The following is a 20,839-nucleotide window of genomic DNA, read 5'->3' on the forward strand; positions in this document are numbered from 1 at the left end:
CACACCATCAGACCAAGTGGCTCCCAAACTCACCGGAGATCCACCGGTACCCGAACTCACCGGATCACCGGCACCGAAACAGCCCGGTAAAAACACACACCGCTTACTGATACCGCCAGCGCGGCGAGATGCTGGCATTAGACCTCCTTGCTCTTCTTTCGCGGCACTACCGACGTCCGCCCATTCAGGAGTTACCAGTCGCCTTATCTGGCACCGTACCCCGCATCAACTCGCGTGCCCCGGTCGCTCTCCCCGAGCGGTCTCTGCACCAGACTCCCCCTGAACTAGGCGTAGTCGCTGCCTCGGCACGTCCTCATACGCCCGCAAACGGTGAGCCTGCTCAACGCCCATCCGGAAGCCATCCATCTTCCACAGCGCTTGCTGATCAGCACGTATTTCTAGGGCAACTTTGAGAAAGTACGCAGCCCTGCGGCTGCGCACGTCTAGGAGCCATTGCTCCGCATAGTGCTCAGCTTCCTGGCTCAATGCCCGATTGCTATGCCGCTTCAGAAAGGCACTGATCGCAAAGTAAAGAAGGGTCATTCCGAGGCAGACTGCCAGCGGCAGCACCTGCATCTCGCGGCTCACGCTGGTACCTCTGATGTAGCTCGCGGCCTCCACCAGGCCGGTTACGAGGCACCAGATCGCGCACCATCTGAACCCTCGCCCCACTGTTCGCAGTTGCTCACCCTGAGTTTCACCAAGCCGAAGCCACCTCACGCGGCGTCACCTCTACTCTCCCGGTCGTCTTCCGATCGAATATTTTGCTGGGTCAGCAACGCACGGACCATCGTTTCGAATGCATCCACCATCGACGGGTCTCTAATCCCCAAGTCGTTGGCGGCATCACGCGGAGACAATGGGCGCTGCGCCGGCGCCTCCCTGGCTTCCGTCAAGCTCTCCCTCGAGACAAGCCCTGAGAGGACGAGCATCTCTTCGATAGGCACTCGCAGAGTTCGCGCCAGGGGCTGAAGGTAGACAGGGTCCGGCATAGATGTTCCAGCGATGATCCTTCCGACTGAGGATTGAGACATGCCTGTGGCTCGGGCAATCGCGGTCTTACCGCCTCCGCGGGGTGAGTCGATGTCGTAGCCAGCGCGACGTGCGGCCTCGCGGATGTAAGCAGCAAATTGCTCTGCCCTCCGGGTGTTCGCGTTTTCGCTCATAGCTTACATGCTAGCGCGCAAGTAACGGCGTGCCTACCTCGCAAGCAACCCATCTATCTAGCTACCTAGCAAGTCTTACTTGCGAAGCAGGCAGCAACGGGGCATACTTCCTGCATCGACAGCAACTAGCTGCCGAGCAAGGAGCTAATGATGTCCTTCTTCCTTCGAAGCGACCGGCTCATGGAGGCTGCGGCGACACGCGGGGACCACACCAGCTACGCCATCTGGAAGCGCACTGGGGTCGCACAATCCACCCTGTCCCGCCTCCGCCGTGGCATCGCCAAGCCCGCCGCCGACACCCTGCTCACCCTGGCTACGGCCTATGAGCTGAGCGTCGACGACCTAATCGACCGCGACGTCGAGAACGGGGCGGCATGACAAAACGCACCGTAGTCCGCCACAAGACGCTCTCCGCCTCCGAAGCCCTAGACCTGCCTGTGATGTTCGACGTCTGGCCCACCCTCGGCGCCGCACTCGGCATCGGGCGCACGACCACCTTCCAACTCGCCCGCGAGGGCGCACTGCCCATACCGATCATCCGGGTCGGTCGGCAGCTCCGCGCACGGCGCAGCGACCTTCTGAACTTCCTCGGTCTTCAGGACCAGGGCGCTGCCAAGGTCGAGCTGGCAGCGCCCGCAGAGGAAAGCGACGACGCCCCGGGGGTCGAGCCCAGGGCGCTAGTCGAGCAACCCACGAAAACCATGCACTGAGATCGGAACTGCTCCATGAACATCGTTGCACAGGCGACAGCGTCGCCGTCTACCCCGACCGCGTCCGCCGAGGTGGTCCTCACCGAGTCCCCCACCATGCGGGCCGCCACCGTCGACCGCACGGACGTGCTCGACAAGGTCAAGGCCGTCGCCCTCCTGCCCGACGGCATCCACGCCACCACCGAGATTGTCACCTCCTACTACGAGGTCGGAGTCGACGCGATCGAAAGCGTGGTTCGCCGCAACCGCGAGGAGCTGACGGAGAACGGCATGGCGACGCTCCGCGGCGAAGCCCTGCGTGACTTCCATGGGACTGTCAGCCTGACAGTCCCATCCCGACGCAGCGCCCTCCGCGTCTTCACCCGCCGGGCGATCCTGAACGTCGGCCAGCTGCTGACCGAGTCCGACATCGCCCGCCAGGTCCGCACCTACCTCCTCGACATCGAGGAGACCGCCACGCCGGAGCAGCGGCACGACGCCGTCATCGGCCGGGCCAAACAGCAGGCCGAAGTCCTCACCCTGTTGTCCGGGATCGTTGACCCCGCGTGGCTCGACGCGAAAGCCCGGCACGTTGCGGCCCGCGCACTCGGCGAGGAACCCGAGATCGACCTCACCCGCCGCCCGCTGACGGTCGGCGAGTACCTGGAGGACAAGGGCGTCACGGGTGAGGCCCTGCGGTCACTGTCCACCACCTTCGGCAAGCGCCTCAAGCACGCCCACCGGGAGCGGTACGGGGCCGAGCCGGGAAGCGTGGAGAGGTTCGTTTCCGGTGCGTTGCGGCAGGTGGCCGTGTACACGGAGGAGCACCGTCCGCTGTTCGACGTGGTGTGGGCGGAGGTGGCCCGGTGACGACCGCCTCGCCGCCCACCCCGACTGTCCAGCGCGACGCGACCGCAGCCTTCGAGGCCTTCGTCGCGGAGCACCAGCTCACTGTCGAGGAACGGGACCCGTCCTTCCTCGCCGAAAGCCTCCGCGACCAGTTCGTGGCCTGGTACTTCCTCGCCGACGGCAAGCACATTCTCGTCGTCCCCACCGGCCAGGACCCCGCGGTCCGCCTGGCCGCCGCCCGCGCGCTCATCCGGGAGCCGCAGGCATGACCGACACCCACATCTGCGTCTACGACGGGCGCAGCGCCACCACCGTCCGCACCGGCAAGCTCGGCAACCGCTTCGGTCTCTGCGCCGAATGCGCGCCCGGGCACGACTCCAGCGTTGCCGTCGACGAGCAGATAGAGGTGGTGCGCGCTCTCGCCGACATCGAGTCCGCGAAGACCAGCGTGTCCCCGGCCGTCGCCGAGTGCCTGGACTACATCGCCGAACTCGTCGTCGAGCACGGGGACCCCGCCGCGGTCTTCGACAGCGTTGTGGCACTCATCGCCCGCGAGAAGGCCGAACGGGCGGTGAAACCGTGAGCGTCCTGGCCCACGAGGCGTACGACAGTGTTCTCGCCGCCGAGCAGCTCACCGGCGAGGAGTTGCAGCGCCTGATCGACCGGGGCGGGCGCGACAGCGGGCCCTGGCTGCTTCAGACCGCGCACACCCACAAAAAGATCACGGACCGGGTTCTCGCCGAACTCGTCGGCGACGTGTGGTCCATGGCGGACCGGCCCGACCGAGAACTCACCCACGACGAGTGGCGCCTGCTGTTCGACGCCGCCGGGTTCACCATCGACGGGCAGCGCACGCCCCGCCCCACGCAGCCGACGCTGCTGTACCGCGGATCCGTGCCCGAACGCCGCAGCGACTGGTCCTGGACGAAGTCCGTCGCCGTCGCCCGCCGGTACGCCGCCGGCAACGTGACCGGGCGTGCCCCCGGCAGGCTCTGGGTCTGCACGGCACCGCCCGCCCACATGCTCACGATCAACACCGGGCGCGGCGAGGACGAAGTCGTCATCGACACCCGCGGCCTGACCGTCTGGGAGGTGCCGTCGTGACCGTCCCGACTGACACCGAAACGGCCGGGGCCACATCCTCTGGCCGCCCGGCCCGTGCCGCCCGGCCTGTCCGTTTCGCTGACCCGGCTCGCAACGCCGCCTACTGGGCGCGCATCGACCGCATCGTCGACCAGGCGCCGCCCCTCGACGACGACCAACGCGCCCGTATCCGCGCCGCGTTCCACCAGCCCGAGGTACGGAGGGCATCAGCATGACCGAACGTCGTCGCGCTGGCGAGTGGCCCGCTGGCCTCCGCCCCGTCACCTCCGCGCCCGTCCCGGACTCCGGCTCACAGCCACAGCCACAGCCACAGCCACAGTCCGTGCGGCCCGTCGAGGTACCGGCGGTTCGGCTCGTCGTCACCGTCGACCTCACCGGCCGGTACAGCACCCACGACGAGGTGTGCCGGGACCTGTACGAGCAGACCCGCCATTCAACCGACTGCCACACCGCGGTCGTCCGCGTCGGCGAGGACGCGCTCCGAGTCGCTGTCGGGCTCGGCAGCGCGATCGCAGCCCGGTTCTTCCTCGCCGCCCGCGACGTCGAGATCCACCTCCCGGCCGGCACCCGGTGGGCCTACGTCGCCACCGAAGCGCAGACGGCCATGCGCCGCTACGCCGCCGACCACGCGCAGACCCTCGCCAGAACACGAACCGGCTGACCGGGGAGCGCACCGCCGCCCCGGGCCAACCACCACCCTGGCCCGGGGCCTGCGCGAACACGAACCTCAATCGCCCGGCTCGTAGAAGAGAGCACGTTCGTGAACAGCACCACCACCGTCCTCCCGATCTTCGGGGAGGACACCGAGCACGCCGAGGCGGACGTCGAGGCGCCTCCGGTCGCTCTGGGTATGGCCGCCGCCGCGGCCCGCCTCGTCGCGTACCGCTACACCCAGTTCGAGGACGGTGAGCCGCGGGCTCTCCTCGTCGTCGACTGCCCGTTCTGCGACCACCAGCACATCCATCCCGCCGGGCGCGCGAGCACACCGCGCGTCTGCCCCCGCACGTCGCGCTGCGTCGGCCGTCCGACCGGCGTCTACTACTTCCCGGCGGTGAACCCGTGACCCAGGCCCCACCCGCTGAACTGGTCGCCGACCAGGAGCTGGTGCGCGCGTCGCTGGCCTACCACTTCCAGGGCGTGCCCGGCCTGCTCAGCGTGTGCTCGGACGCAGACCGGTGGGTCGGCCGCCGTTTCACCACCGACGAGGAGGGCATCACCGCGGCCACCGAGTACGTGGCCACCCTCGACGCTCGCTTTCCGAAGGGCATCTACACCCAGGTCACCACCCTTCGAGAACATCCCGCGAAGGGGCGCGGCGGTAAGGAACTGGCCCACGGCCTGACGTTTCTGTGGGCGGACGGCGACTTCGGCACGGCCGGGCACAAGCCCGGTCTCGACGACATGCCGCACCCCGCCGACGCGGACCACGTCCGCGAGATCGTCCTCGCCTCCGGGCTGCCCGAGCCTTCCGGCTGGTGGCTGTCCGGCGGCGGCTACAACCCGATCTGGGTCCTCAATCAGCCGCACATCATCGGCAGCGACGAAGACCGGGCGGCCATCGAACAGTTCACCATGGGGCTGCAGGCCGTGCTCGGCGGTTCTGCCTACTCACACGGCTGCTCGTGGGACACGCAGATCGGCAATCTCGACCGGCTGATGCGGATCCCCGGCACCGTCAACCGGAAGGCCGAGCCCCGGTCAACCGGCAGCTTCCCCGGCACCGGCGAGCCCGTGGACCTGGCCGCGATGCGGGATGCCGTCCGGCGCCTGGAGCCGGGCGCCCGCGCCTTGTTGGAGAAGGCTGCGGCGGAGAAGCGGGCCCGGCACGACGCGCGCACCGGCCGCACGACAGTGGCCCCGCCGCCCCCGCGCCGTTCCTCATTCCCCCGCTCCGGTGGCGGCTCCAGCGTCTTCGACATCCTCGCCGCCGAACTGACGTTCCGGGACTTCCTGGAACCCGCCGGGTGGACGTACCGCGGGGCGGCCGCCGACGGACGCGAGAAATGGCTGCGCCCGGCTGGCGCAGAGGGCGCCGCGGACAGCGAGTACAGCCTCGTCTGCGACGACCACGTAGCCGTGAACTGGTCCGAGCGATCCGGCCTCCCCGTCGGGCAACAGCCGACCGGAAGGAAACTCACCGTCCCCACCTTGTGGGCGCACCTCCACTACGGCGGCGACGAACGGGAGGCCACGCTGGACGTACTGCGCGCCGCGTTCGACCAAGACGCCCAGGCACCAGCCCGCGCTCTGCCCACCGCTGTACTCACCCGCGTCCGGCAGCACTGCCGACCGCCGTCACAGCGACGCACGGCGGCTTCCACTCCACCCGGCGACGACATGTGGGCCGGGGACTCGCTCAGTGATGCGGCGCCAGAGGATGAAGCAGACCCGGACGACGACCACAGACGGCCCCATGGACTGCTGCCCGAAGAGTTCTGGACGCGCCGTGCCGTTCACCAGCACATCCGGCAGGCCGCGCACGCCGAGGGCTCCAGCGGCGACGTGCTCTTCTACTCACTGCTCGCCCGAATGTCGGCGATGATCTCCCACCGCATCACCGCGGTCTCCGGAATCGGCGGCCGCGCCTCCCTCAACCTATTCACCGCCATCGTCGCCGCATCCGGCGGCGGCAAGTCGATCGGCACGAAGGTCGCCCGCGCCCTACTGCCTCCGCTCGACCCCGAGTTCCGGGACGGCCTGCCCATCGGCTCCGGCGAAGGCATCGCCGAGGCCTTCATGGGCACGGTCGACGAGGAGACAGGCGAGATCCACGCCAAGGGGCCCTTGAAGGGCGACCCTGTCACGAAGAAGGTGCGCAAGCAGGTCCGGCACAACGCCTACTTCTACGTCGACGAGGGCCAGACCCTGGCCCGCCTGTCAGAGCGCCCAGGCAGCGTCCTCGGCGAGACACTCCGCCGCGCAGCGATCGGCGAGACCCTCGGCCAGACGAACGCATCCGAGGAACGAACTCGGTATGTGGCCGCCGGGTCGTACAGCCTGGGCATGGTCGTCGGGTTCCAGCCCGCGACGGTCATGCCGGTTATCGCAGACGCGAGCACGGGCACACCGCAGCGGTTCCTGTGGGCATGGGCCGCGGACCCGTCGATCCCGGACGAGCCGCCAGCCTCGCCCGGTCCTCTCCCGGTGAACCCCGCCTCGCTGCAGCCCGCCACCGAACTGGACATCGTGTTGCCTGAACGGATCCGCCGGATGCTGTGGGCTGAGCATGTCGCCCGCAACCGGGGCGAGTTGGAGATCGATGAACTCGACGGCCATGCGAACCTGATGAAGGTGAAGCTGACCGCCCTGCTCGCGCTGCTCGACGGAGGCCGGACCGAAGCAACGGAAGAGGACTGGGAACTCGCCGAGGTCGTGTGGCAGTCCTCATGCGCGGTCCGCGCGACGCTCATCCGGCGGGCAGAACGTGAGGCGGAGGCGGCGCGGCGCCGCGAGCAGGACGCAAAGGTCGCCGAGGAGCTTCGTGCGCACCAGGCCAAGACGGACACGGACCGCACTCTGCAGCGCATTGCCCGGCTGGTGAAGAAGCACGCTTCCGCGGTCGGTGGCATCACCTTCGGCGAGCTGAACCGCCGATTGCGCAGCAGCGACCGTGAGTTCCTGCGCCGTGCCGTGGAGGTTGCCGAAGCCCACGAGTGGGTGTTCGTCGAGGCCGACCGGATCTGTGTCCAGACGGAGTGAGCGACGTGGACATGTGGACATGTGGACGACTGTCCACGTCCACATGTCCAGCGATAGCCCTCCCTCCTTCAACCACTACATAAATAAACAAAACGGACTTCAATCTCACTCGTGCGACGCGCGACAGCCAGACGTGGACAGCCGTCCACGTTGTCCACGTCCACATCCGCTGTCCACATGTCCCACCCTGAAGGAGAGTCTCGTGCCCGATGCCCAGCGCCTCGTCGACGGCGTCCCTGTTCTGCCCGGCTACATCCAAGGCAGCGGCAGCAAGTTCCGCGACCTCCGTGTCTGGTGCCGTTGGTGCTGCCACTGGCACACCCATGGCCCCGAGCCCGTCGGCAGCACCACGCACCGCATCGCCCACTGCTTCGCCACCGACAGCCCGTACCGGGAGACCGGCTACTGGATCGAGGTCTCCGCCACCGACTACGACGACGTCGCCCGCAAGGTGAAGTCCGCCTCTGCCGCACAGCAGCGCGCCATGTCCACGGGGCGCGTCAGTGACGCCGTGAAGCGCCTGCGCGACCAGCCCTCGCCCGGAGCCGCCGTGTGAACGTCGACGACATCGTGGCCGAGCGCATAGCCGCGGCCCGCGCCCGCATCGCGGCAGAGAAGCGCCGGCGCGTAGCGCTCGCCGCCGCCCGCAAGCGCGGCATCGCCCTGCGGCACGCCGCCAAGCTCCGCAACCAGGCCACCGCCAGTGACACCCACGGCCGCAACATCCCTGCGGAGTAGTCGATGAGCCACATTTGCGGACTGTGCGAGACCGATGTGGACGCCGGCTACCTGTGCCCTGGGTGCGCACGCGCCACCGCGCGGCGCCTGGAGTTGATGCCGCGCCTGTACGACGCACTCGCCGCGTTCCTTCACCCCGCCGGGCGCCGCCCTGAACTGGGCCGCGCCCGACCCGCCGAGGCGCCCCTACCTCTCGCCGAGACCCCGTTCTCCCTCCGCGGCCCGGGCGGGATCGTCGGGGTGCTGGAGGACTGGCGGTCGGCGATGCAGGCCGACCGCGGGTGGGGTGAGCCGGTCCCCGCCGGGACCACCGAGCGGCGGGTGGTCGTCGCGGCCCGGGCGCTGCTGATGAACCTGGAGTGGGTAGTGGAGTCGTGGCCGATGGCCGGCGCGTTCGCCGAGGAGATCCGCGACCTGCACCAGGCGGCCCGTTCGATCGTCGACCCGCGGGACCCGGCGGACCAACCTCGGCGTCTCGGATACTGCCTGACGGAGTTGAACGGCGAGTCGTGCGGGGCCGTCGTGCTACTGCGGTCCGGGTCGACAACGGCGCGCTGCGAATGGTGCGGTACGGACTGGCCGCCGTCGCGGTGGGTGGAACTCGCCGCGGGGCAGGCGCAGTTCGCGGCGACGGGCGCGGCGTGACCACGTTGACTGGGACAGCGTGTCCTAGTACCTTGGCCTGCGTGCCAACCTCCAATTGGCGCGAGCGCGTTGCTGCCGAAACCCGGCGCCAGCGTGAACTACGGGAAGAGATCACGGCAAGCGCCCGACGACGAGCCGAAGCGTTCGAAGAAGGCGTCCGAGAACTCGGAACGAAGAAGGCTGTCGCCCGGGAAACCGGGATCGACGTCCGCATCGTGCGAAGAGCGATAAACGAGTACGGACCGGCGACTGCACCGCTATCCAACTCAACAACTCAAGATCACCCCAACGAGTAAGGCCCCTCGGCGAAGGCGACTGCACCGCCGGCCGAGGGCCCGACCCGGCCTCCGGAAGGCGCGTCAACGCCGAACCGGGGACTTGACCACGAGAGAGAGCGAACCTCCTCATGGACCACCAGCACCTTAGCGCGCCCAAACGCGCGTCGATCACGATCGAGCTGCCCGCCGCCATCATCGTGGCCCGCCGTCTGCTCGACACCTACGGCACCGTCGACTACGGCCAGGCCGCCGACGTGGCCCAGGCCCACGGCGCCCTCGCCGAGTCCCTCCGCATCCTGCTGCGCGCCATCGACCAGACCGTCCAGCAGGCCATCGAGCAGCAGCAGTACGAGGCCGTCTGCCGGTCCGTCGACGCCCAGTTCCCGATCGTGGCCGCGTTCCTCGCCGCCGAGCGGGGTGAGGGCCTGTGAACGCCGAGCCCCGCACCGTCGCCGTGCCCATCCTCGTTATCAAGCCCCTCGAGGTGGACGAGCCGGCATGGTGCGTCGACCCGCACACCACCAGCCAGTTCAAGGCAGACATCGTCCACAACGGCCCCGAGATCGCCGCCGAGATCGACACCAGGCACGGGACCATCACCTACCTCACCGCGTGGATCACGACGGCCCCCTTCGGCATCCTGCGGCCCGAGCCGCTGCCCGTCGTCGCCATCGAGATCGACGGCAGCACCACCTCGTTCACCCCCGAGGAAGTCCGCGCGTTCACCGACACCACGCGCGCCCACCTCGACCAACTCGACCGCCTGGCCGACGAGGCCAACCACCTGCGCGGGGGTGGCCAGTGAACCGCACCCGCCCCCTCAACGCCGAGCAGCGCACCGCCCCTCCGACCCCGCCCCGGCATCTCATCGCCGCCGGCATCGTCCGCCGCACCCCCACCAACGCCGACGACGCGCAACGTCTCCGCGTCGCTCACCTCCTCGCCCAGTGCCACACCGACTACACCGCCGCCGCCACACGCCGCGCCCACCAGGACCACCGAGACGACATCCACCCGTGCACCACCACGAGCAAGCGGAGCGCCCTGTGAGCGTGCTATCCATCGAGGTCCGGCGCATCATCGTCAACCACCTCACCGAACTCCACATGAGCACAGCAGACATAGCCGCTGAGCTGGGGGTTTCCCGCGAGACCGTGCGCAGAGACCTCCTCGCCCGCCCCACGGCTACCGAGGAGGTCCCCGCCCCGGATGAGGCACCCGGCGGGGCAGACACGCCGCCTGATCCGGCGCCCCGTGCGGCACCCTGGTTGCGGACCGGCCCCGAAGGACTGACGCTCACCCCCACCGACCAGCTCGGCCAGGACATCCGCACGATCGAGTCCGCCACGGGGCAGCCTGCCGAGGAGATCGTCCCCCGTCTCGTCCGCCAGCACGCCGCCCACATCCTGGCCCGCTGGAGCGCCAAGACCAAGGGCACCATGGAGACATGCAGCCCGTCATCGTCGACATCTACGCCGCACAGGCCGCCACCGGCATCAAGGCCGGCGCCCTCCGCGTCCGCCTCCACCGAGGCACCCTCACCCACCACGGCCACGACCACCGCGGACGGACCCTGGTCGACCTCGCCGAGCTACAGCCCGCCCCCGTCACCGAAGCGGCTTGACCAGCGGACTGACCACCTGTAACACTCAGACCACGTCCGGCATGTCCAGACGCCACACACGCACGACGAAGCCCCCGTTACGGTTCCCCCGGCGGGGGCTTCGTCGTGTCCCCGTATTCCGGCCCCACATGCCCCGCAGCCGAGCCATGATGGCCACTCAGATACCCACCCATCCCGGGGGAACAGTGGCCAGCTACAGCGAGATACAGAAGGCCGTCCGCGCCGAGAAGGTGAAGTTGTGGCTCGGTTGGGCCGCGGGCATCGGCATCGTGGCGCTCATCGCCAGCGGCACCCGCAACATCGCCGTGCTCTCCGTCATCACCCAAGTCCTGCTCGTCGTCGTCTTCCTGCTGCTCACCTTCACCGTGTTCCGCATGACGACCGCACTCAACAAGAAGGCCGACGCCGCACGCGCCGAGGTCCTCGGCGACGACTGACCGGGAGGTGGCGCCCATGACCGGCAACCCCCGCAACGGGCGCCCCTACCGACGGTTGACCGCATGGCTCCGCTCCCAGCGCCTTCCCTGCTGGCTCTGCGGCCACAACATCGCCTACAACGTGGACGCCCGGCATCCGCTGTCGTTCACCCTCGACCACGAGGTGCCTATCAGCCGCGGCGGCGCCCTCCTCGACCCCGCCAACGCCCGCCCAGCACACAGGCGGTGCAACTCGGCCAAGGGCAACCGCGCCCCCAGCGCACGGCTGCTGAGAGCCTCGCGGAGGTGGTGACCGTGGCCGACATCGCAGAGCTTGACCCCCGCTGGGAATGGATCGAGATCCCCAACCTCGGCGGCCTGACCGAGTACATCCGTGGCGCCTGCCGTCACCTGCACACCATCGAGGTGCGAGCAGCAGTGACCGACGAGGTCGTTGCGCACCTCTGCCCCGACTGCGACACCCAACTCCCAGCGAGCAAAGGCGTCTGACCTGGAGGTGACGTACCGTGCTGTACGTCGTCACTGGCCCGCCGGCCGCCGGCAAGTCGTCGTGGATCGAAGCGCACGCCATCGCCGCGGACATCGTCATCGACCTCGACCGCATCACCAGTGCCCTCACCGGCCCCGGTGCCGCAGCCTGGTGCCAGCACCCCCTCCACCTACGGGTCGCGCACCGCGCGCGCTTCGCCGCGATCGATGAAGCGCTGCAGCACCTGGACCGACTGGACGTCTACCTGATCCACAGCCAGCCCAGCCCGAAGGCCCTGGCCAAGTACCGCCGGCACCAGGCCCGGATCGTCGTAGTCGACCCGGGCGAACAGATAGTGATGGCTCGGATCGAGGCGATGCGCGCACCGGAGATGCGGAGAGTAGCCACCCGCTGGTACCGGGCCCGCCGCGGCAGGACCCCAGAAGCCATGCCCCACGCCTCGCGTCGGTGGTGATCCGACGCCACGGCCACGGGCACGACCCGCCGCGACGCTCAGTCACAATGCGCAATCGAACACGCTGAACAGCGCGAACCGCCATCGGTTCCGGCCGGCGCCCCGGGGCTCCGGGGGGAGAGTGGGTCGAAAGTTGGGCCCGGTACCGGGCGACCCAAAAGCCCTTGTCGCCCGATTTTTTGCGTGATCAAAATGTCTCGCCTAATCGCGTGAACTCCGTTGAGGCATTTTAGTGCGTGATCACGCTGTGTAGCTAAGCTTGATGATGACGGACTGTAACGGGGGTGGTGGTCATGGGGGAGGTGTCCGACGCGGTCCGTGCAGAGATCTCCGCGCTGGGCGTTGAGCCGACGGCGCCCGGTCTCGCGGCTGCCGCTGTGACGCTGGCTGAGCACCTCGACGCCGCCAGGGGGCCGACCGGCGCGGCGAACGTAGCCCGCGAGTTGCGGATGGTGGTCGGTGAGCTGCGCGACCTGGCGCCCATGACGCAGGAGGGGGATGCGCTCGATGACCTCACAGCTCGCCGTGAGGCCCGCCGCCGCGGAGCCTGACGGCCCTCTCCGTGGGGTGCAGACGCCGCGGCTGACGACCGTGCCGACGAACTGGCTCTCGTCCAGCGGGCAGGAGGCGGCCGAACTGGCTGCGCTGGCGGGGCTGGTGCTGGACCCGTGGCAGCAACTGGTCCTGGATCAGGGCCTGCGGGAGCGGGAGGACGGCAACTGGTCGGCGTTCGAGGTCGCGGTGAATGTCCCGCGCCAGAACGGCAAGGGCGGGATCATCGAAGCCCGCGAGTTGGCGGGCCTGTTCCTGCTCGGAGAGAAGCTGATCCTCCACAGCGCCCACGAGTTCAAGACCTCGATCGTGGCGTTCCGTCGCATCGAGCAACTCATCATGGGGTGCCCTGACCTGCGGAAACGTGTCCTCCGGGTGCGGCGGACGACCGGCGAGGAAGCGATCGAGTTGGTGACGGGGCAGGTGCTTCGCTTCCTGGCCCGCTCCGGCGGCAGCGGCCGCGGCTTCACCGGTGACTGCAATGTCCTGGATGAGGCCATGATTCTCGGTGATGACGCGATGGGCGCTCTGATGCCGACGATGTCCGCGGTGCCCAACCCGCAGATCTGGTACCTCGGTTCGGCCGGGATCGGCGCCCCGAGCGTGCAGCTCGCGCGGCTGCGGCGGCGTGCCGACGTGGCGGTGGAGTCCGGCAAGCCGGATCCGTCGCTGGCGTACTTCGAGTGGTCGGTGGATGCGCACCGTGATGAGTGCGGCCCGGCCTGTACGGACCACGACAATCCGGACGACCCGCGGGCGTGGGCGACGGCGAACCCCGCGTTGGGGATCCGGATCAGCGAACAGCACGTCAGGAACGAACGGGCGTCGCTCGGCAGCGGCGGCATCTTCGAGCGTGAGCGGCTTGGCGTCGGCGAGTACCCGTCGGACTCGGCGGACACTTGGCAGGTCATCGGCGAGGACGCCTGGCAGGCGCTGGCCGCCGCGGACTCGGCGCCGGCCGACCCTGTGTCGTTCGCCGTCGACATGACGCCGGAACGGTCGCACGTCGCTATCGCCGTGGCCGGGCCGTGGCGCGGGGGCACGCATGTAGAGGTCGTTGAGCACCGCCCGGGGACGGGCTGGTTCAAGGACCGGGTGCGCGAGCTGACGAAGAAGTGGGGTCCGCGCTGCTGGGTCATCGACTCGGGCAGTCCTGCTGCGTCGCTGATTGGCGACCTGCGGGAGGCGCTGAAGGTCGACCCTGATGACGAGTCCGACGATCCGCAGTTGCTCGCCCCAGTCGTGGAGGCCAAGGCGCGGGACGTGGTGCAGGCCACTGGCCAGTTCTACGACGCGGTCACGGAGCAGGCACTGTCGCACCTCGCCCAGGCGCCGCTCGCCGCGGCCCTGGCGGGTGCGCAGAAAAGGCCGCTCGGGGATGCGTGGGCGTGGGCGCGGCGCATCGTCTCGGTGGACATCAGTCCGCTGGTGGCGGTGACGCTGGCCAAGTGGGGGCTCGGCGCCGAGGTGGACGATGAGAGGGGGCCGAGGTTGTGGTGAGCACGCGCGTACTGGCCCTGGCCGAGTTGGGGTTCGTCGTCCTGGTCCTCGTTGGTGTGGCCCTGCTGTCCGTGCCTGTGGCGCTCATTCTGGGCGGTGTGCTGGGCGTCGTGGCGGTAGAGCGGGAGAGCGCGACGTCGGCCGCGCCGGAGCGTGAGGGGGCGAGCAGCGAGTGAGCCTCTTCGGTCTGTTCGAGCGGCGCGCGTCGCCGGAGAATCCGGGGACGCCGCTCACCAGCTCGGCTCTGCTGGAGTGGATGGGTGGCGGCCGGTCTGAGGCCGGGGTGACGGTGTCGGAGCGGACGTCGCTGCACATGCCGGCGGTGTGGCGGTCGGTGGCGGTGATCGCTGGGGTGTCGGCGGCGCTGCCGCTGCACTCGTACACGGCCGGGACGAAGGACAGGACGGAGTCGGTGCTGCTCGCCGATCCGCACCCTGAGCTGACGCCGCTCGAACTCTGGCGGCTCGCCTATGTGCACCGCGTCCTGTGGGGCAATGCCTACCTGCAGAAACTGCGCGCACCGAACGGGCAGGTCAAGGAGCTGTGGCCGGTGACGCCGGATCGCGTGGCGGTGGACCGTGACCGGCCGTCCGTGGAGAACCCGTCGGGCAAGTTTTTCTACATCACCGACGACTGGGGCGATGTGCACCGGCTGACGCCGCGTGAGCTGCTGCATGTGCCGGGCCTCGGCTATGACGGCCTGCAGGGGTTGTCGCCGATCGCCGCGGCCCGGCAGGGCATCGGCCTGGCGCAGGCCGCCGAGCTGGGAGCTGCGCGGCTGTTCGGCCGCGGCAACATGGTCAGCGGCGTCTTGCAGACTGAGCAGCGGCTGAACGCCGAGCAGGCGCAGGCCCTCAAGAGCCGGTGGCAGGCCAAGGTCGGCGGTATCGAGCACGCGCACGAGGTCGCCGTCCTCGACGCCGGCGCCTCGTTCAAACCCATCACCATGCCGCTCCGTGACGCGCAGTTCCTGGAGTCGCGGGAGTTCCAGATCAGCGAGATCAGCCGCATGTTCGGTGTGCCGCTGTTCCTGCTGTCCGAGACCGCCAAGTCGACATCGTGGGGCACCGGGTTGGAGCAGCAGGCGCAGGGCTGGGTCACGTTCGACCTCGGCCCGACGTGGCTGGCGCCGACGGAGCAGCGGATCACCAAGGAGTTGCTGCCGCCGGGCGAGTACGCGCACTACCGGTTGCAGGGCCTGCTCCGCGGCGACTCGTCGTCGCGCGGCACGTTCTACCGGGCGATGCGCTCCACCGGCGTCATGTCCGCCAACGACATCCGCGCCCTGGAGGAACTGCCCCCGATCGAGGGGCCCGAGGGCGACACCTACCTGCAGCCCACGTACATGGCGCCGCTCGGCTCCAACCCGCTGGCACCTGATGATGTGCCAGCGCCGGTGCGCGCGGCCGCGCTCATGGCCGAGGCTCGCCGCCTGCTGGCCGAAGACGCCGACCAAGGAGGCGACGATGCCGACAACGACCGGCGCTGAAGAGCGGCGCCGCCTGTCCCTGGACACCGCGCACATCACCATCCGCGCCGACGGGGATGGCGGCGCCCAGCGGTTCGCCGGATACGCCGCCGTCTTCAACTCCCGCACAGCGATCGGGAATCCGCTGCGCTGGGGCTTCTACGAGGAGATCGCTCCCGGTAGCTTCGGGAAGACGTTGTCCGAGGGCGACGCGCGGATGCTGATCGACCACGACTCGTACTACGTCGTGAGCCGGGCGTCCGCGGGGACCTTGGGCCTGGCCGAGGACGGGCACGGCCTGGCCGTGGACTCCGCCCTCGACACCCGCCTGTCCTACGTGCAGGACCTCGCGGTGAATGTGGAGAACCGCAACATCACCGGCATGTCCTTCGGGTTCTACGTCATCAAGGACGACTGGACCACGGAGGAGATCGAGATCGAGGGCGCCGACCCCGTCGAGGTCGACGTCCGCACCATCCGGGAAGTCCGCCTCATCGAAGTCTCGGCGGTCACCTTCCCGGCTTACACCGACACCGAGGCCGAGCTGAAGGCTGTGGCCCGCGCCCTCGACCACCGCGGCGACGCCGCGGCCATCGAGGCCCGCGCGAAGTTCCGGCCGGAACTCCTCGACCTGACGCACGTCCGCGAGCCGGGCGAGTCCACTCGTGAGCAGTCCCCCGCTGAGCCGGCGGTGTCCACTCAGCACCGCGGTCTGCCCATCGACGTGCGCATGAGCGCGCTGGCCGCCCGCTACGGGCTCCCGCGCGCCTGACCCATCCACCCTTCCGTCAGCCCCACGGCGTCGCCGCGGGGCTGACTGGCGTGCCGTGAAAGGACACCGCCACCATGAGCACTCTGCTCACCCGAGCGATCGAGAAGCGGGCCAACACCTGGTCCCAGATGCAGGAGATCCAGCAGCGCGCGGAGGCCGAGGGCCGCGCCGAGCTGACCGCCGAGGAGCGCGAGAAGTGGGACGCTGCCGAGGCGGACCTCACCGCCGCGTCCCAGGACATCGAGCGCCTGGAGCGCGCCGCCCGCATGGACACCGTGCAGCGGTCCGACATCGTCGTGACCGGCCGGACTGCCCCGGCGAACGAAGAGGAGGGCCGCGCCGAGCAGGCCGAGGCCGACTATCGGGCCGCGTTCTCCGCGTACACCCGCGGCGGCATGGCCGGGCTCACCAACGAGCAGCGGCAGCTCCTCATGTCGAACCAGTCGGAGATCCGCGCCGGAGCGACGGCGCCCGGATCGGCCGGCGGGTACCTCATCCCGACGGACACCCTCGCCAAGATCACCGAGACGATGAAGGCATACGGTGGCCTGCTCGGCGCGGCGAACGTCATCACGACCGGCAGCGGTAACCCGCTGAACTGGCCGACGAATGACGACACGAACAACGTCGGCGCGATCCTCGCCGAGAACAGCCAGATCACCGAGCAGGACGTGGCGTTCGGGCAGAAGACGCTCGGCGCGTACACGTACACCTCCAAGCTGGTCCGGCTGTCGCTGCAGCTCGTCCAGGACAACGTGTTCAACATCGAGGGCTGGCTGACCACCAAGCTCGGCGAGCGCATCGGCCGGGCGGTCGCCGCGCACCTGGCGACGGGCACCGGCACGAACCAGCCCGAGGGCCTGTTCACCAACGCCATCGCCGGGGCCACCGGCGGCGCGTCCGCCGAGGCCGCCGTCACCTACGACGACCTCGTGGACCTCCAGCACTCCATCGACGTCGCGTACCGGCAGGGCGCCCAGTGGGCCATGTCGGACGCCGCACTGAAGATGGTGCGCAAGCTGCAGGACGACCAGGGCCGCCCGCTCTGGGAGCCCTCCCTGCAGGCCGGGGTCCCCTCGACCCTGCTCGGCTCCCCGATCCTCATCGACAACGGCATTCCCGCCCCGGCCCCGGCCGCCTCGTCCATTGGGTTCGGCAACATCGCCGCGGCCTACGTGGTGCGGCAGGTGTCCGGCGGGCAGATGGTCCGCCTCGATGAGCGGTACGCCGACTACCTCCAGGTCGGCTTCTTCGGGTTCCTGCGCCTGGACGCGACCCCCGATGACACCTCCGCGTTCCGCGTGTTCGCGCACGGCGCCGCCGCGTAACCAGAGTCCGCACGCGGCCTCCGTCGCTCCGAGCGTCGGGGGCCGCCCAGTAGGAGAGGAGGGGCGGGATGCCGCGCATCCGAGTCCTGAAGTCCGTTGGCGGGCTGACCTTTTCGTGGCGCCGCGGGCAGGTCGTTGACGTGGACGACGCCACCGCCGCGGCGTGGGCCGACGGCGTGCGCGCCGTCCTGGTCGAGGAGCCCAAGGCGCCTGCGCGCACGGAGAAGGCGGCGGCCCGCTCTCGCGGCGGCGGCCGGTCCCGGCGCACCGAGACCCGCGCCGAGGAGTAGACGGCATGGCGCTGATCAGCCTGGACGACGCCAAGCAGCAGCTCAACCTCACCGGCGACCGCGACGACGACGAGCTGCTCGCGTTCATCGACGGGGTCACGGCGCCCATCGAAAACCTGGTGGGCGTCATCGAGCCGCGCGAGATCACCGAGACCGTGACCGGGCGCGGTGCCACGCTGGCACTGCTCACGGTCCCCGCCATCGAGCTGGTGTCCGTTATCCCGCAGCTCGACGCCGGCGCGACGCTTGCCGTTGCCGGGCTGCATCTCGATGGCTCGACCGGCATCGTCCGGCGCCTCGACGGCGGTCTCTTCCACGGCGGGCCGTGGACCGTCACCTACCGGGCCGGGCGCGCCGACGTCCCGGCCACCATCACGCTCGCCGCGCGGATGCTCGTGCAGCACCTGTGGCGGACGCAGACCGCATCGCGCGGGCCGGTGCTCGCGGGCGGCGACGACTACTCGGTGACCGAGCCCGTACCGGGCTTCGGCTACGCGATCCCCAACCGGGTGCTGCAACTGCTGGAGCCTTACAAGCTTCCCCCGGCGGTGGCCTGATGACGTCCCGACTCCCCGAACTCATCGACGCGGTCGTGGCCGCCTGCACCACCGCGCCGGGCCTCGATGGCGTGCAGGTCATCGACGGCCCGGCGGTCACCGACAGCCGAGCCGGTGAGTGGCTCATCGTCGGCTACGACGGCGACGCGGGCGGCACCTTCGAGGCCGGGCAGACCGAGGGCGGTTGGGCAACGCTCGGCACAGACCGTGAGGAACGACTGCAGCTTGTCGCGGCCATCGTCGTACTGCGCGGCGGAACCGACGTCCGGGCCGCCCGCGCCCGCGCCTACGAGATCGCGGCACCGCTCGAACAGCTACTGGCCGCGTCTCCGTCGCTCGGTATGCGGTCGGCCGAGCTGGCGATCGGCGCGTCCGCGCTCGTCCAGGAACAGACCGACCGCGGCGCCCAGGTGCGGCTGCTGCTGCAACTGACCGGCCGCGCATTCACCTAGGGAGGACGGGCCCGTGGACATGGTCCGTATGAGGAACGAGCTGCTGCCCGAGCGGGAGATCGAGGTGCAGCAGATTCAGGTGCGCGCCTATCAGCGCGCGGGCTGGCGGGTCGTTGGTGACGACGGCACGCCGGTCGAGACGACGGCCGCGGCGAAGGGCCGCCGCCTCAAGAAGGAGGACTGATCATGGCTACTCCGATTAAGGAGAGCATCCGCTACTACCGGCGTGGCATCACCAGGGTTCTGTGGGTACCGACGATCGCGGCGAAGGGGGCGCCCACCCGGGCTGAGCTGAGTACGGGTGAGGCTCTGGAGGGCGAGACCGGTGCCATGGACGGATGGCAGACGACGTCGGAGACGGTGCCGACTCCTGCGCTCGGCTCGCGGTTTACGCCGGTGGTCGGCGGTGAGATCACCGCCTCCGACTCCAGCCTGACGTTCTGGGCGTCGAAGGACGGCGACGACGTGCGGTCCCTGCTGGTGCGGGAAGCCACCGGCTACATCGTGTGGATGGACGAGGGTGACGTGCCCGGCCAGCCATGCGACGTCTACCCGGTGACGGTCACCTCGCAGGCCAAGGTGAGGGAACTCGACAATGCGGCGCAGATCATGTGCCAGTTCGCGATCACGTCCGAGCCTGCGGAGAACGTGGACATCCCGGCCGCCGCCGAGGGCTGACCGATGCCCAGCTCCGTGCGGATCATCGGCACCGGCCAGCTCATCGACCTGTCGCGCCGGATGCGGATGGCCGGCGGGCCGCGGCTGCAACGGAACATGAACCGCCGTATCCGGCGGGCTGCCGAGCCGCTGCAGAAGGACCTGCAACGGTCCATCCGCACGGTGCAGTTGGTGGGCTCGCGCAGTGGGCGGCGGGGCGGTCCGTCGCCCACAACACGCCCGTTGAGGGCGACGCTCGCAGGCGGGATCCGGATCAGCGTGCGCACGGGCGTGAGTCCGGGTGCCCGCGTGTGGATGGACAAGGGACGGCTGCCACGCGACCTGCGGAACATGCCGTGGGTCATCGAGACCGGCCGGGTGCGCCACCCGGTGTTCGGGAACCGCAGGCGGTGGGCGACGCAGACGGCGCGGCCCGCCGGCTGGTGGTCGCGGACCGTCCGGGCCGGGATGCCGCGCATGAACAGAGAGATTGAGCGGATCGTCGGCGACGTGCGCCGCTCACTGGAATAGAGGGGGAGCCCGTGATCATCACGTATGTGCAGGACGACGGCAGCACCGAGGAGGTGTCGACCGACGACCTGTCCGCGATCGAGGCCGCCGACGTCGAGCAGGCGATGGGCGAGACGCCATGGCGGCAGATCGAGGACCTGCTGCGCGCGCAGGACCCGACCGCGATGCGGGCGGTGCTGTGGGTGTTCCGCCGCCGCGGCGACAAGACCCTGAAGTTCGGCGAGTTCGACGTGCCCGGCTGGAAGAGGCGACTCAAGGCCCGTATCGAACGGCACGAGATTGACGATGCCCTCGACAGCATGTTGCTGGAGGCGCTCGGCGCCGGGGAGGACTCGGCCATCGACGCGATGGCCCCGCACCTGCGGCGCCTGGCCCACGATCCGGCAGACGTCGATGCGGCGCTGGTGGCCCTGGGAAAAGGCCACCTGGCAAAGGCCCCGGCGGACTCCACGGGCTGATCGCCGAGACCCGGTGGCTGCTCGCGCACTACCTGCACATCAGACCGTGGGAGATCCACCAACTGTCCCCGGCTGACTTGCAGTCGGCGGTGAACTGGATC

General features: G+C 69.5%; 36 protein-coding genes and 1 pseudogene. 35 read left to right on the forward strand and 2 right to left on the reverse strand.

Annotated elements, in window-relative coordinates:
• Positions 1-225: 225 nt before the first annotated feature.
• Positions 226-588, reverse strand: a complete 363-nt coding sequence (locus ACFVST_RS01510; protein WP_390145731.1) for a hypothetical protein — start codon at positions 586-588, stop codon at positions 226-228.
• A 128-nt stretch (positions 589-716) separates the two neighbouring features.
• The gene (locus ACFVST_RS01515; RefSeq protein WP_390145733.1) at positions 717-1,166 is read right to left on the reverse strand and encodes a helix-turn-helix domain-containing protein; all 450 of its coding nucleotides are present in this window, start codon (positions 1,164-1,166) and stop codon (positions 717-719) included.
• Between the two features lie 150 nt (positions 1,167-1,316).
• Here ACFVST_RS01515 and ACFVST_RS01520 point away from each other — a divergent pair, with 150 nt between their 5' ends.
• The 35 genes and pseudogenes from ACFVST_RS01520 (at position 1,317) to ACFVST_RS01690 (ending at position 20,738) form a co-directional block, all read left to right on the forward strand.
• The gene (locus ACFVST_RS01520) at positions 1,317-1,544 is read left to right on the forward strand and encodes a helix-turn-helix domain-containing protein (RefSeq protein ID WP_390145735.1); all 228 of its coding nucleotides are present in this window, start codon (positions 1,317-1,319) and stop codon (positions 1,542-1,544) included.
• Positions 1,541-1,876, forward strand: coding sequence for a DNA-binding protein (locus tag ACFVST_RS01525; RefSeq protein ID WP_390145737.1), 336 nt, complete (start codon positions 1,541-1,543; stop codon positions 1,874-1,876). The genes ACFVST_RS01520 and ACFVST_RS01525 overlap by 4 nt, the downstream gene beginning before the upstream one ends.
• A gap of 15 nt (positions 1,877-1,891) precedes the next feature.
• On the forward strand, positions 1,892-2,725 hold the full coding sequence (locus tag ACFVST_RS01530; RefSeq protein WP_390145739.1) for a hypothetical protein: 834 nt from the start codon (positions 1,892-1,894) through the stop codon (positions 2,723-2,725).
• Entirely contained in the window at positions 2,722-2,973 is a 252-nt protein-coding gene (locus tag ACFVST_RS01535; RefSeq protein ID WP_390145741.1) for a hypothetical protein, read from the forward strand. Before ACFVST_RS01530 ends, ACFVST_RS01535 begins: the two co-directional genes overlap by 4 nt.
• Complete coding sequence (locus ACFVST_RS01540) at positions 2,970-3,287, forward strand: hypothetical protein (protein WP_390145744.1); 318 nt, start codon at positions 2,970-2,972, stop codon at positions 3,285-3,287. Before ACFVST_RS01535 ends, ACFVST_RS01540 begins: the two co-directional genes overlap by 4 nt.
• Complete coding sequence (locus ACFVST_RS01545) at positions 3,284-3,808, forward strand: hypothetical protein (protein WP_390145746.1); 525 nt, start codon at positions 3,284-3,286, stop codon at positions 3,806-3,808. Before ACFVST_RS01540 ends, ACFVST_RS01545 begins: the two co-directional genes overlap by 4 nt.
• The gene (locus ACFVST_RS01550; protein ID WP_390145748.1) at positions 3,805-4,023 is read left to right on the forward strand and encodes a hypothetical protein; all 219 of its coding nucleotides are present in this window, start codon (positions 3,805-3,807) and stop codon (positions 4,021-4,023) included. The genes ACFVST_RS01545 and ACFVST_RS01550 overlap by 4 nt, the downstream gene beginning before the upstream one ends.
• 107 nt (positions 4,024-4,130) lie before the next feature.
• Complete coding sequence (locus tag ACFVST_RS01555; protein ID WP_390145750.1) at positions 4,131-4,469, forward strand: hypothetical protein; 339 nt, start codon at positions 4,131-4,133, stop codon at positions 4,467-4,469.
• A 99-nt stretch (positions 4,470-4,568) separates the two neighbouring features.
• Positions 4,569-4,871: a hypothetical protein gene (locus ACFVST_RS01560; protein ID WP_390145752.1), complete on the forward strand. Its 303-nt coding sequence runs from the start codon at positions 4,569-4,571 to the stop codon at positions 4,869-4,871.
• On the forward strand, positions 4,868-7,507 hold the full coding sequence (locus tag ACFVST_RS01565) for a hypothetical protein (protein ID WP_390145754.1): 2,640 nt from the start codon (positions 4,868-4,870) through the stop codon (positions 7,505-7,507). The genes ACFVST_RS01560 and ACFVST_RS01565 overlap by 4 nt, the downstream gene beginning before the upstream one ends.
• Positions 7,508-7,709: 202 nt before the next feature.
• Positions 7,710-8,063, forward strand: coding sequence for a hypothetical protein (locus ACFVST_RS01570; protein WP_390145756.1), 354 nt, complete (start codon positions 7,710-7,712; stop codon positions 8,061-8,063).
• Positions 8,060-8,245, forward strand: coding sequence for a hypothetical protein (locus tag ACFVST_RS01575; protein WP_390145758.1), 186 nt, complete (start codon positions 8,060-8,062; stop codon positions 8,243-8,245). The genes ACFVST_RS01570 and ACFVST_RS01575 overlap by 4 nt, the downstream gene beginning before the upstream one ends.
• A 3-nt stretch (positions 8,246-8,248) precedes the next feature.
• On the forward strand, positions 8,249-8,890 hold the full coding sequence (locus ACFVST_RS01580) for a hypothetical protein (protein WP_390145760.1): 642 nt from the start codon (positions 8,249-8,251) through the stop codon (positions 8,888-8,890).
• 406 nt (positions 8,891-9,296) lie between these two features.
• On the forward strand, positions 9,297-9,599 hold the full coding sequence (locus ACFVST_RS01585; RefSeq protein ID WP_390145762.1) for a hypothetical protein: 303 nt from the start codon (positions 9,297-9,299) through the stop codon (positions 9,597-9,599).
• Positions 9,596-9,973: a DUF6907 domain-containing protein gene (locus ACFVST_RS01590; protein ID WP_390145764.1), complete on the forward strand. Its 378-nt coding sequence runs from the start codon at positions 9,596-9,598 to the stop codon at positions 9,971-9,973. Before ACFVST_RS01585 ends, ACFVST_RS01590 begins: the two co-directional genes overlap by 4 nt.
• The gene (locus tag ACFVST_RS01595) at positions 9,970-10,218 is read left to right on the forward strand and encodes a hypothetical protein (protein WP_390145766.1); all 249 of its coding nucleotides are present in this window, start codon (positions 9,970-9,972) and stop codon (positions 10,216-10,218) included. The genes ACFVST_RS01590 and ACFVST_RS01595 overlap by 4 nt, the downstream gene beginning before the upstream one ends.
• 56 nt (positions 10,219-10,274) lie before the next feature.
• A pseudogene (locus tag ACFVST_RS01600) lies at positions 10,275-10,331 on the forward strand (hypothetical protein); the annotation flags it as partial.
• A gap of 284 nt (positions 10,332-10,615) precedes the next feature.
• On the forward strand, positions 10,616-10,792 hold the full coding sequence (locus ACFVST_RS01605) for a hypothetical protein (protein ID WP_390145768.1): 177 nt from the start codon (positions 10,616-10,618) through the stop codon (positions 10,790-10,792).
• A 185-nt stretch (positions 10,793-10,977) separates the two neighbouring features.
• On the forward strand, positions 10,978-11,229 hold the full coding sequence (locus tag ACFVST_RS01610; protein WP_390145770.1) for a hypothetical protein: 252 nt from the start codon (positions 10,978-10,980) through the stop codon (positions 11,227-11,229).
• A 16-nt stretch (positions 11,230-11,245) separates the two neighbouring features.
• On the forward strand, positions 11,246-11,521 hold the full coding sequence (locus tag ACFVST_RS01615) for an HNH endonuclease (protein ID WP_390145771.1): 276 nt from the start codon (positions 11,246-11,248) through the stop codon (positions 11,519-11,521).
• A gap of 2 nt (positions 11,522-11,523) precedes the next feature.
• Positions 11,524-11,718, forward strand: coding sequence for a hypothetical protein (locus ACFVST_RS01620; RefSeq protein WP_390145773.1), 195 nt, complete (start codon positions 11,524-11,526; stop codon positions 11,716-11,718).
• A 17-nt stretch (positions 11,719-11,735) separates the two neighbouring features.
• Positions 11,736-12,173, forward strand: coding sequence for a hypothetical protein (locus ACFVST_RS01625; RefSeq protein ID WP_390145775.1), 438 nt, complete (start codon positions 11,736-11,738; stop codon positions 12,171-12,173).
• 293 nt (positions 12,174-12,466) lie between these two features.
• A complete protein-coding gene (locus tag ACFVST_RS01630) occupies positions 12,467-12,724 on the forward strand; it encodes a hypothetical protein (RefSeq protein ID WP_390145777.1) in 258 nt (85 codons plus the stop codon).
• Between the two features lie 16 nt (positions 12,725-12,740).
• Positions 12,741-14,225: a terminase gene (locus ACFVST_RS01635; RefSeq protein ID WP_390145779.1), complete on the forward strand. Its 1,485-nt coding sequence runs from the start codon at positions 12,741-12,743 to the stop codon at positions 14,223-14,225.
• Positions 14,222-14,401 carry a hypothetical protein gene (locus tag ACFVST_RS01640; protein ID WP_390145781.1) on the forward strand — a complete coding sequence of 60 codons (180 nt, stop codon included), beginning with the start codon at positions 14,222-14,224 and terminating at the stop codon, positions 14,399-14,401. Before ACFVST_RS01635 ends, ACFVST_RS01640 begins: the two co-directional genes overlap by 4 nt.
• Positions 14,398-15,714, forward strand: a complete 1,317-nt coding sequence (locus tag ACFVST_RS01645; RefSeq protein WP_390145783.1) for a phage portal protein — start codon at positions 14,398-14,400, stop codon at positions 15,712-15,714. The genes ACFVST_RS01640 and ACFVST_RS01645 overlap by 4 nt, the downstream gene beginning before the upstream one ends.
• Entirely contained in the window at positions 15,692-16,465 is a 774-nt protein-coding gene (locus tag ACFVST_RS01650) for an HK97 family phage prohead protease (RefSeq protein ID WP_390145785.1), read from the forward strand. The genes ACFVST_RS01645 and ACFVST_RS01650 overlap by 23 nt, the downstream gene beginning before the upstream one ends.
• A 74-nt stretch (positions 16,466-16,539) precedes the next feature.
• Positions 16,540-17,793 carry a phage major capsid protein gene (locus ACFVST_RS01655; protein WP_390145787.1) on the forward strand — a complete coding sequence of 418 codons (1,254 nt, stop codon included), beginning with the start codon at positions 16,540-16,542 and terminating at the stop codon, positions 17,791-17,793.
• Positions 17,794-17,861: 68 nt separating this feature from the next.
• Entirely contained in the window at positions 17,862-18,083 is a 222-nt protein-coding gene (locus ACFVST_RS01660; RefSeq protein WP_390145789.1) for a hypothetical protein, read from the forward strand.
• 5 nt (positions 18,084-18,088) lie between these two features.
• Positions 18,089-18,640 carry a head-tail connector protein gene (locus ACFVST_RS01665; RefSeq protein WP_390145791.1) on the forward strand — a complete coding sequence of 184 codons (552 nt, stop codon included), beginning with the start codon at positions 18,089-18,091 and terminating at the stop codon, positions 18,638-18,640.
• Positions 18,640-19,092: a hypothetical protein gene (locus ACFVST_RS01670; RefSeq protein ID WP_390145793.1), complete on the forward strand. Its 453-nt coding sequence runs from the start codon at positions 18,640-18,642 to the stop codon at positions 19,090-19,092. The genes ACFVST_RS01665 and ACFVST_RS01670 overlap by 1 nt, the downstream gene beginning before the upstream one ends.
• A 28-nt stretch (positions 19,093-19,120) precedes the next feature.
• Positions 19,121-19,276: a hypothetical protein gene (locus tag ACFVST_RS01675; protein WP_390145795.1), complete on the forward strand. Its 156-nt coding sequence runs from the start codon at positions 19,121-19,123 to the stop codon at positions 19,274-19,276.
• Between the two features lie 2 nt (positions 19,277-19,278).
• Positions 19,279-19,770 (forward strand): hypothetical protein, encoded by a 492-nt coding sequence (locus ACFVST_RS01680; RefSeq protein ID WP_390145797.1) that lies wholly within the window; start codon positions 19,279-19,281, stop codon positions 19,768-19,770.
• 15 nt (positions 19,771-19,785) lie between these two features.
• Positions 19,786-20,280: a hypothetical protein gene (locus ACFVST_RS01685; protein WP_390145799.1), complete on the forward strand. Its 495-nt coding sequence runs from the start codon at positions 19,786-19,788 to the stop codon at positions 20,278-20,280.
• Between the two features lie 11 nt (positions 20,281-20,291).
• Positions 20,292-20,738, forward strand: coding sequence for a hypothetical protein (locus ACFVST_RS01690; protein ID WP_390145801.1), 447 nt, complete (start codon positions 20,292-20,294; stop codon positions 20,736-20,738).
• Positions 20,739-20,839 lie beyond the last annotated feature (101 nt).

Origin of the sequence: Streptomyces sp. NPDC058045, assembly GCF_042885635.1 — a bacterium.
In the GTDB taxonomy this organism is placed as follows: Bacteria; Actinomycetota; Actinomycetes; order Streptomycetales; family Streptomycetaceae; genus Streptomyces.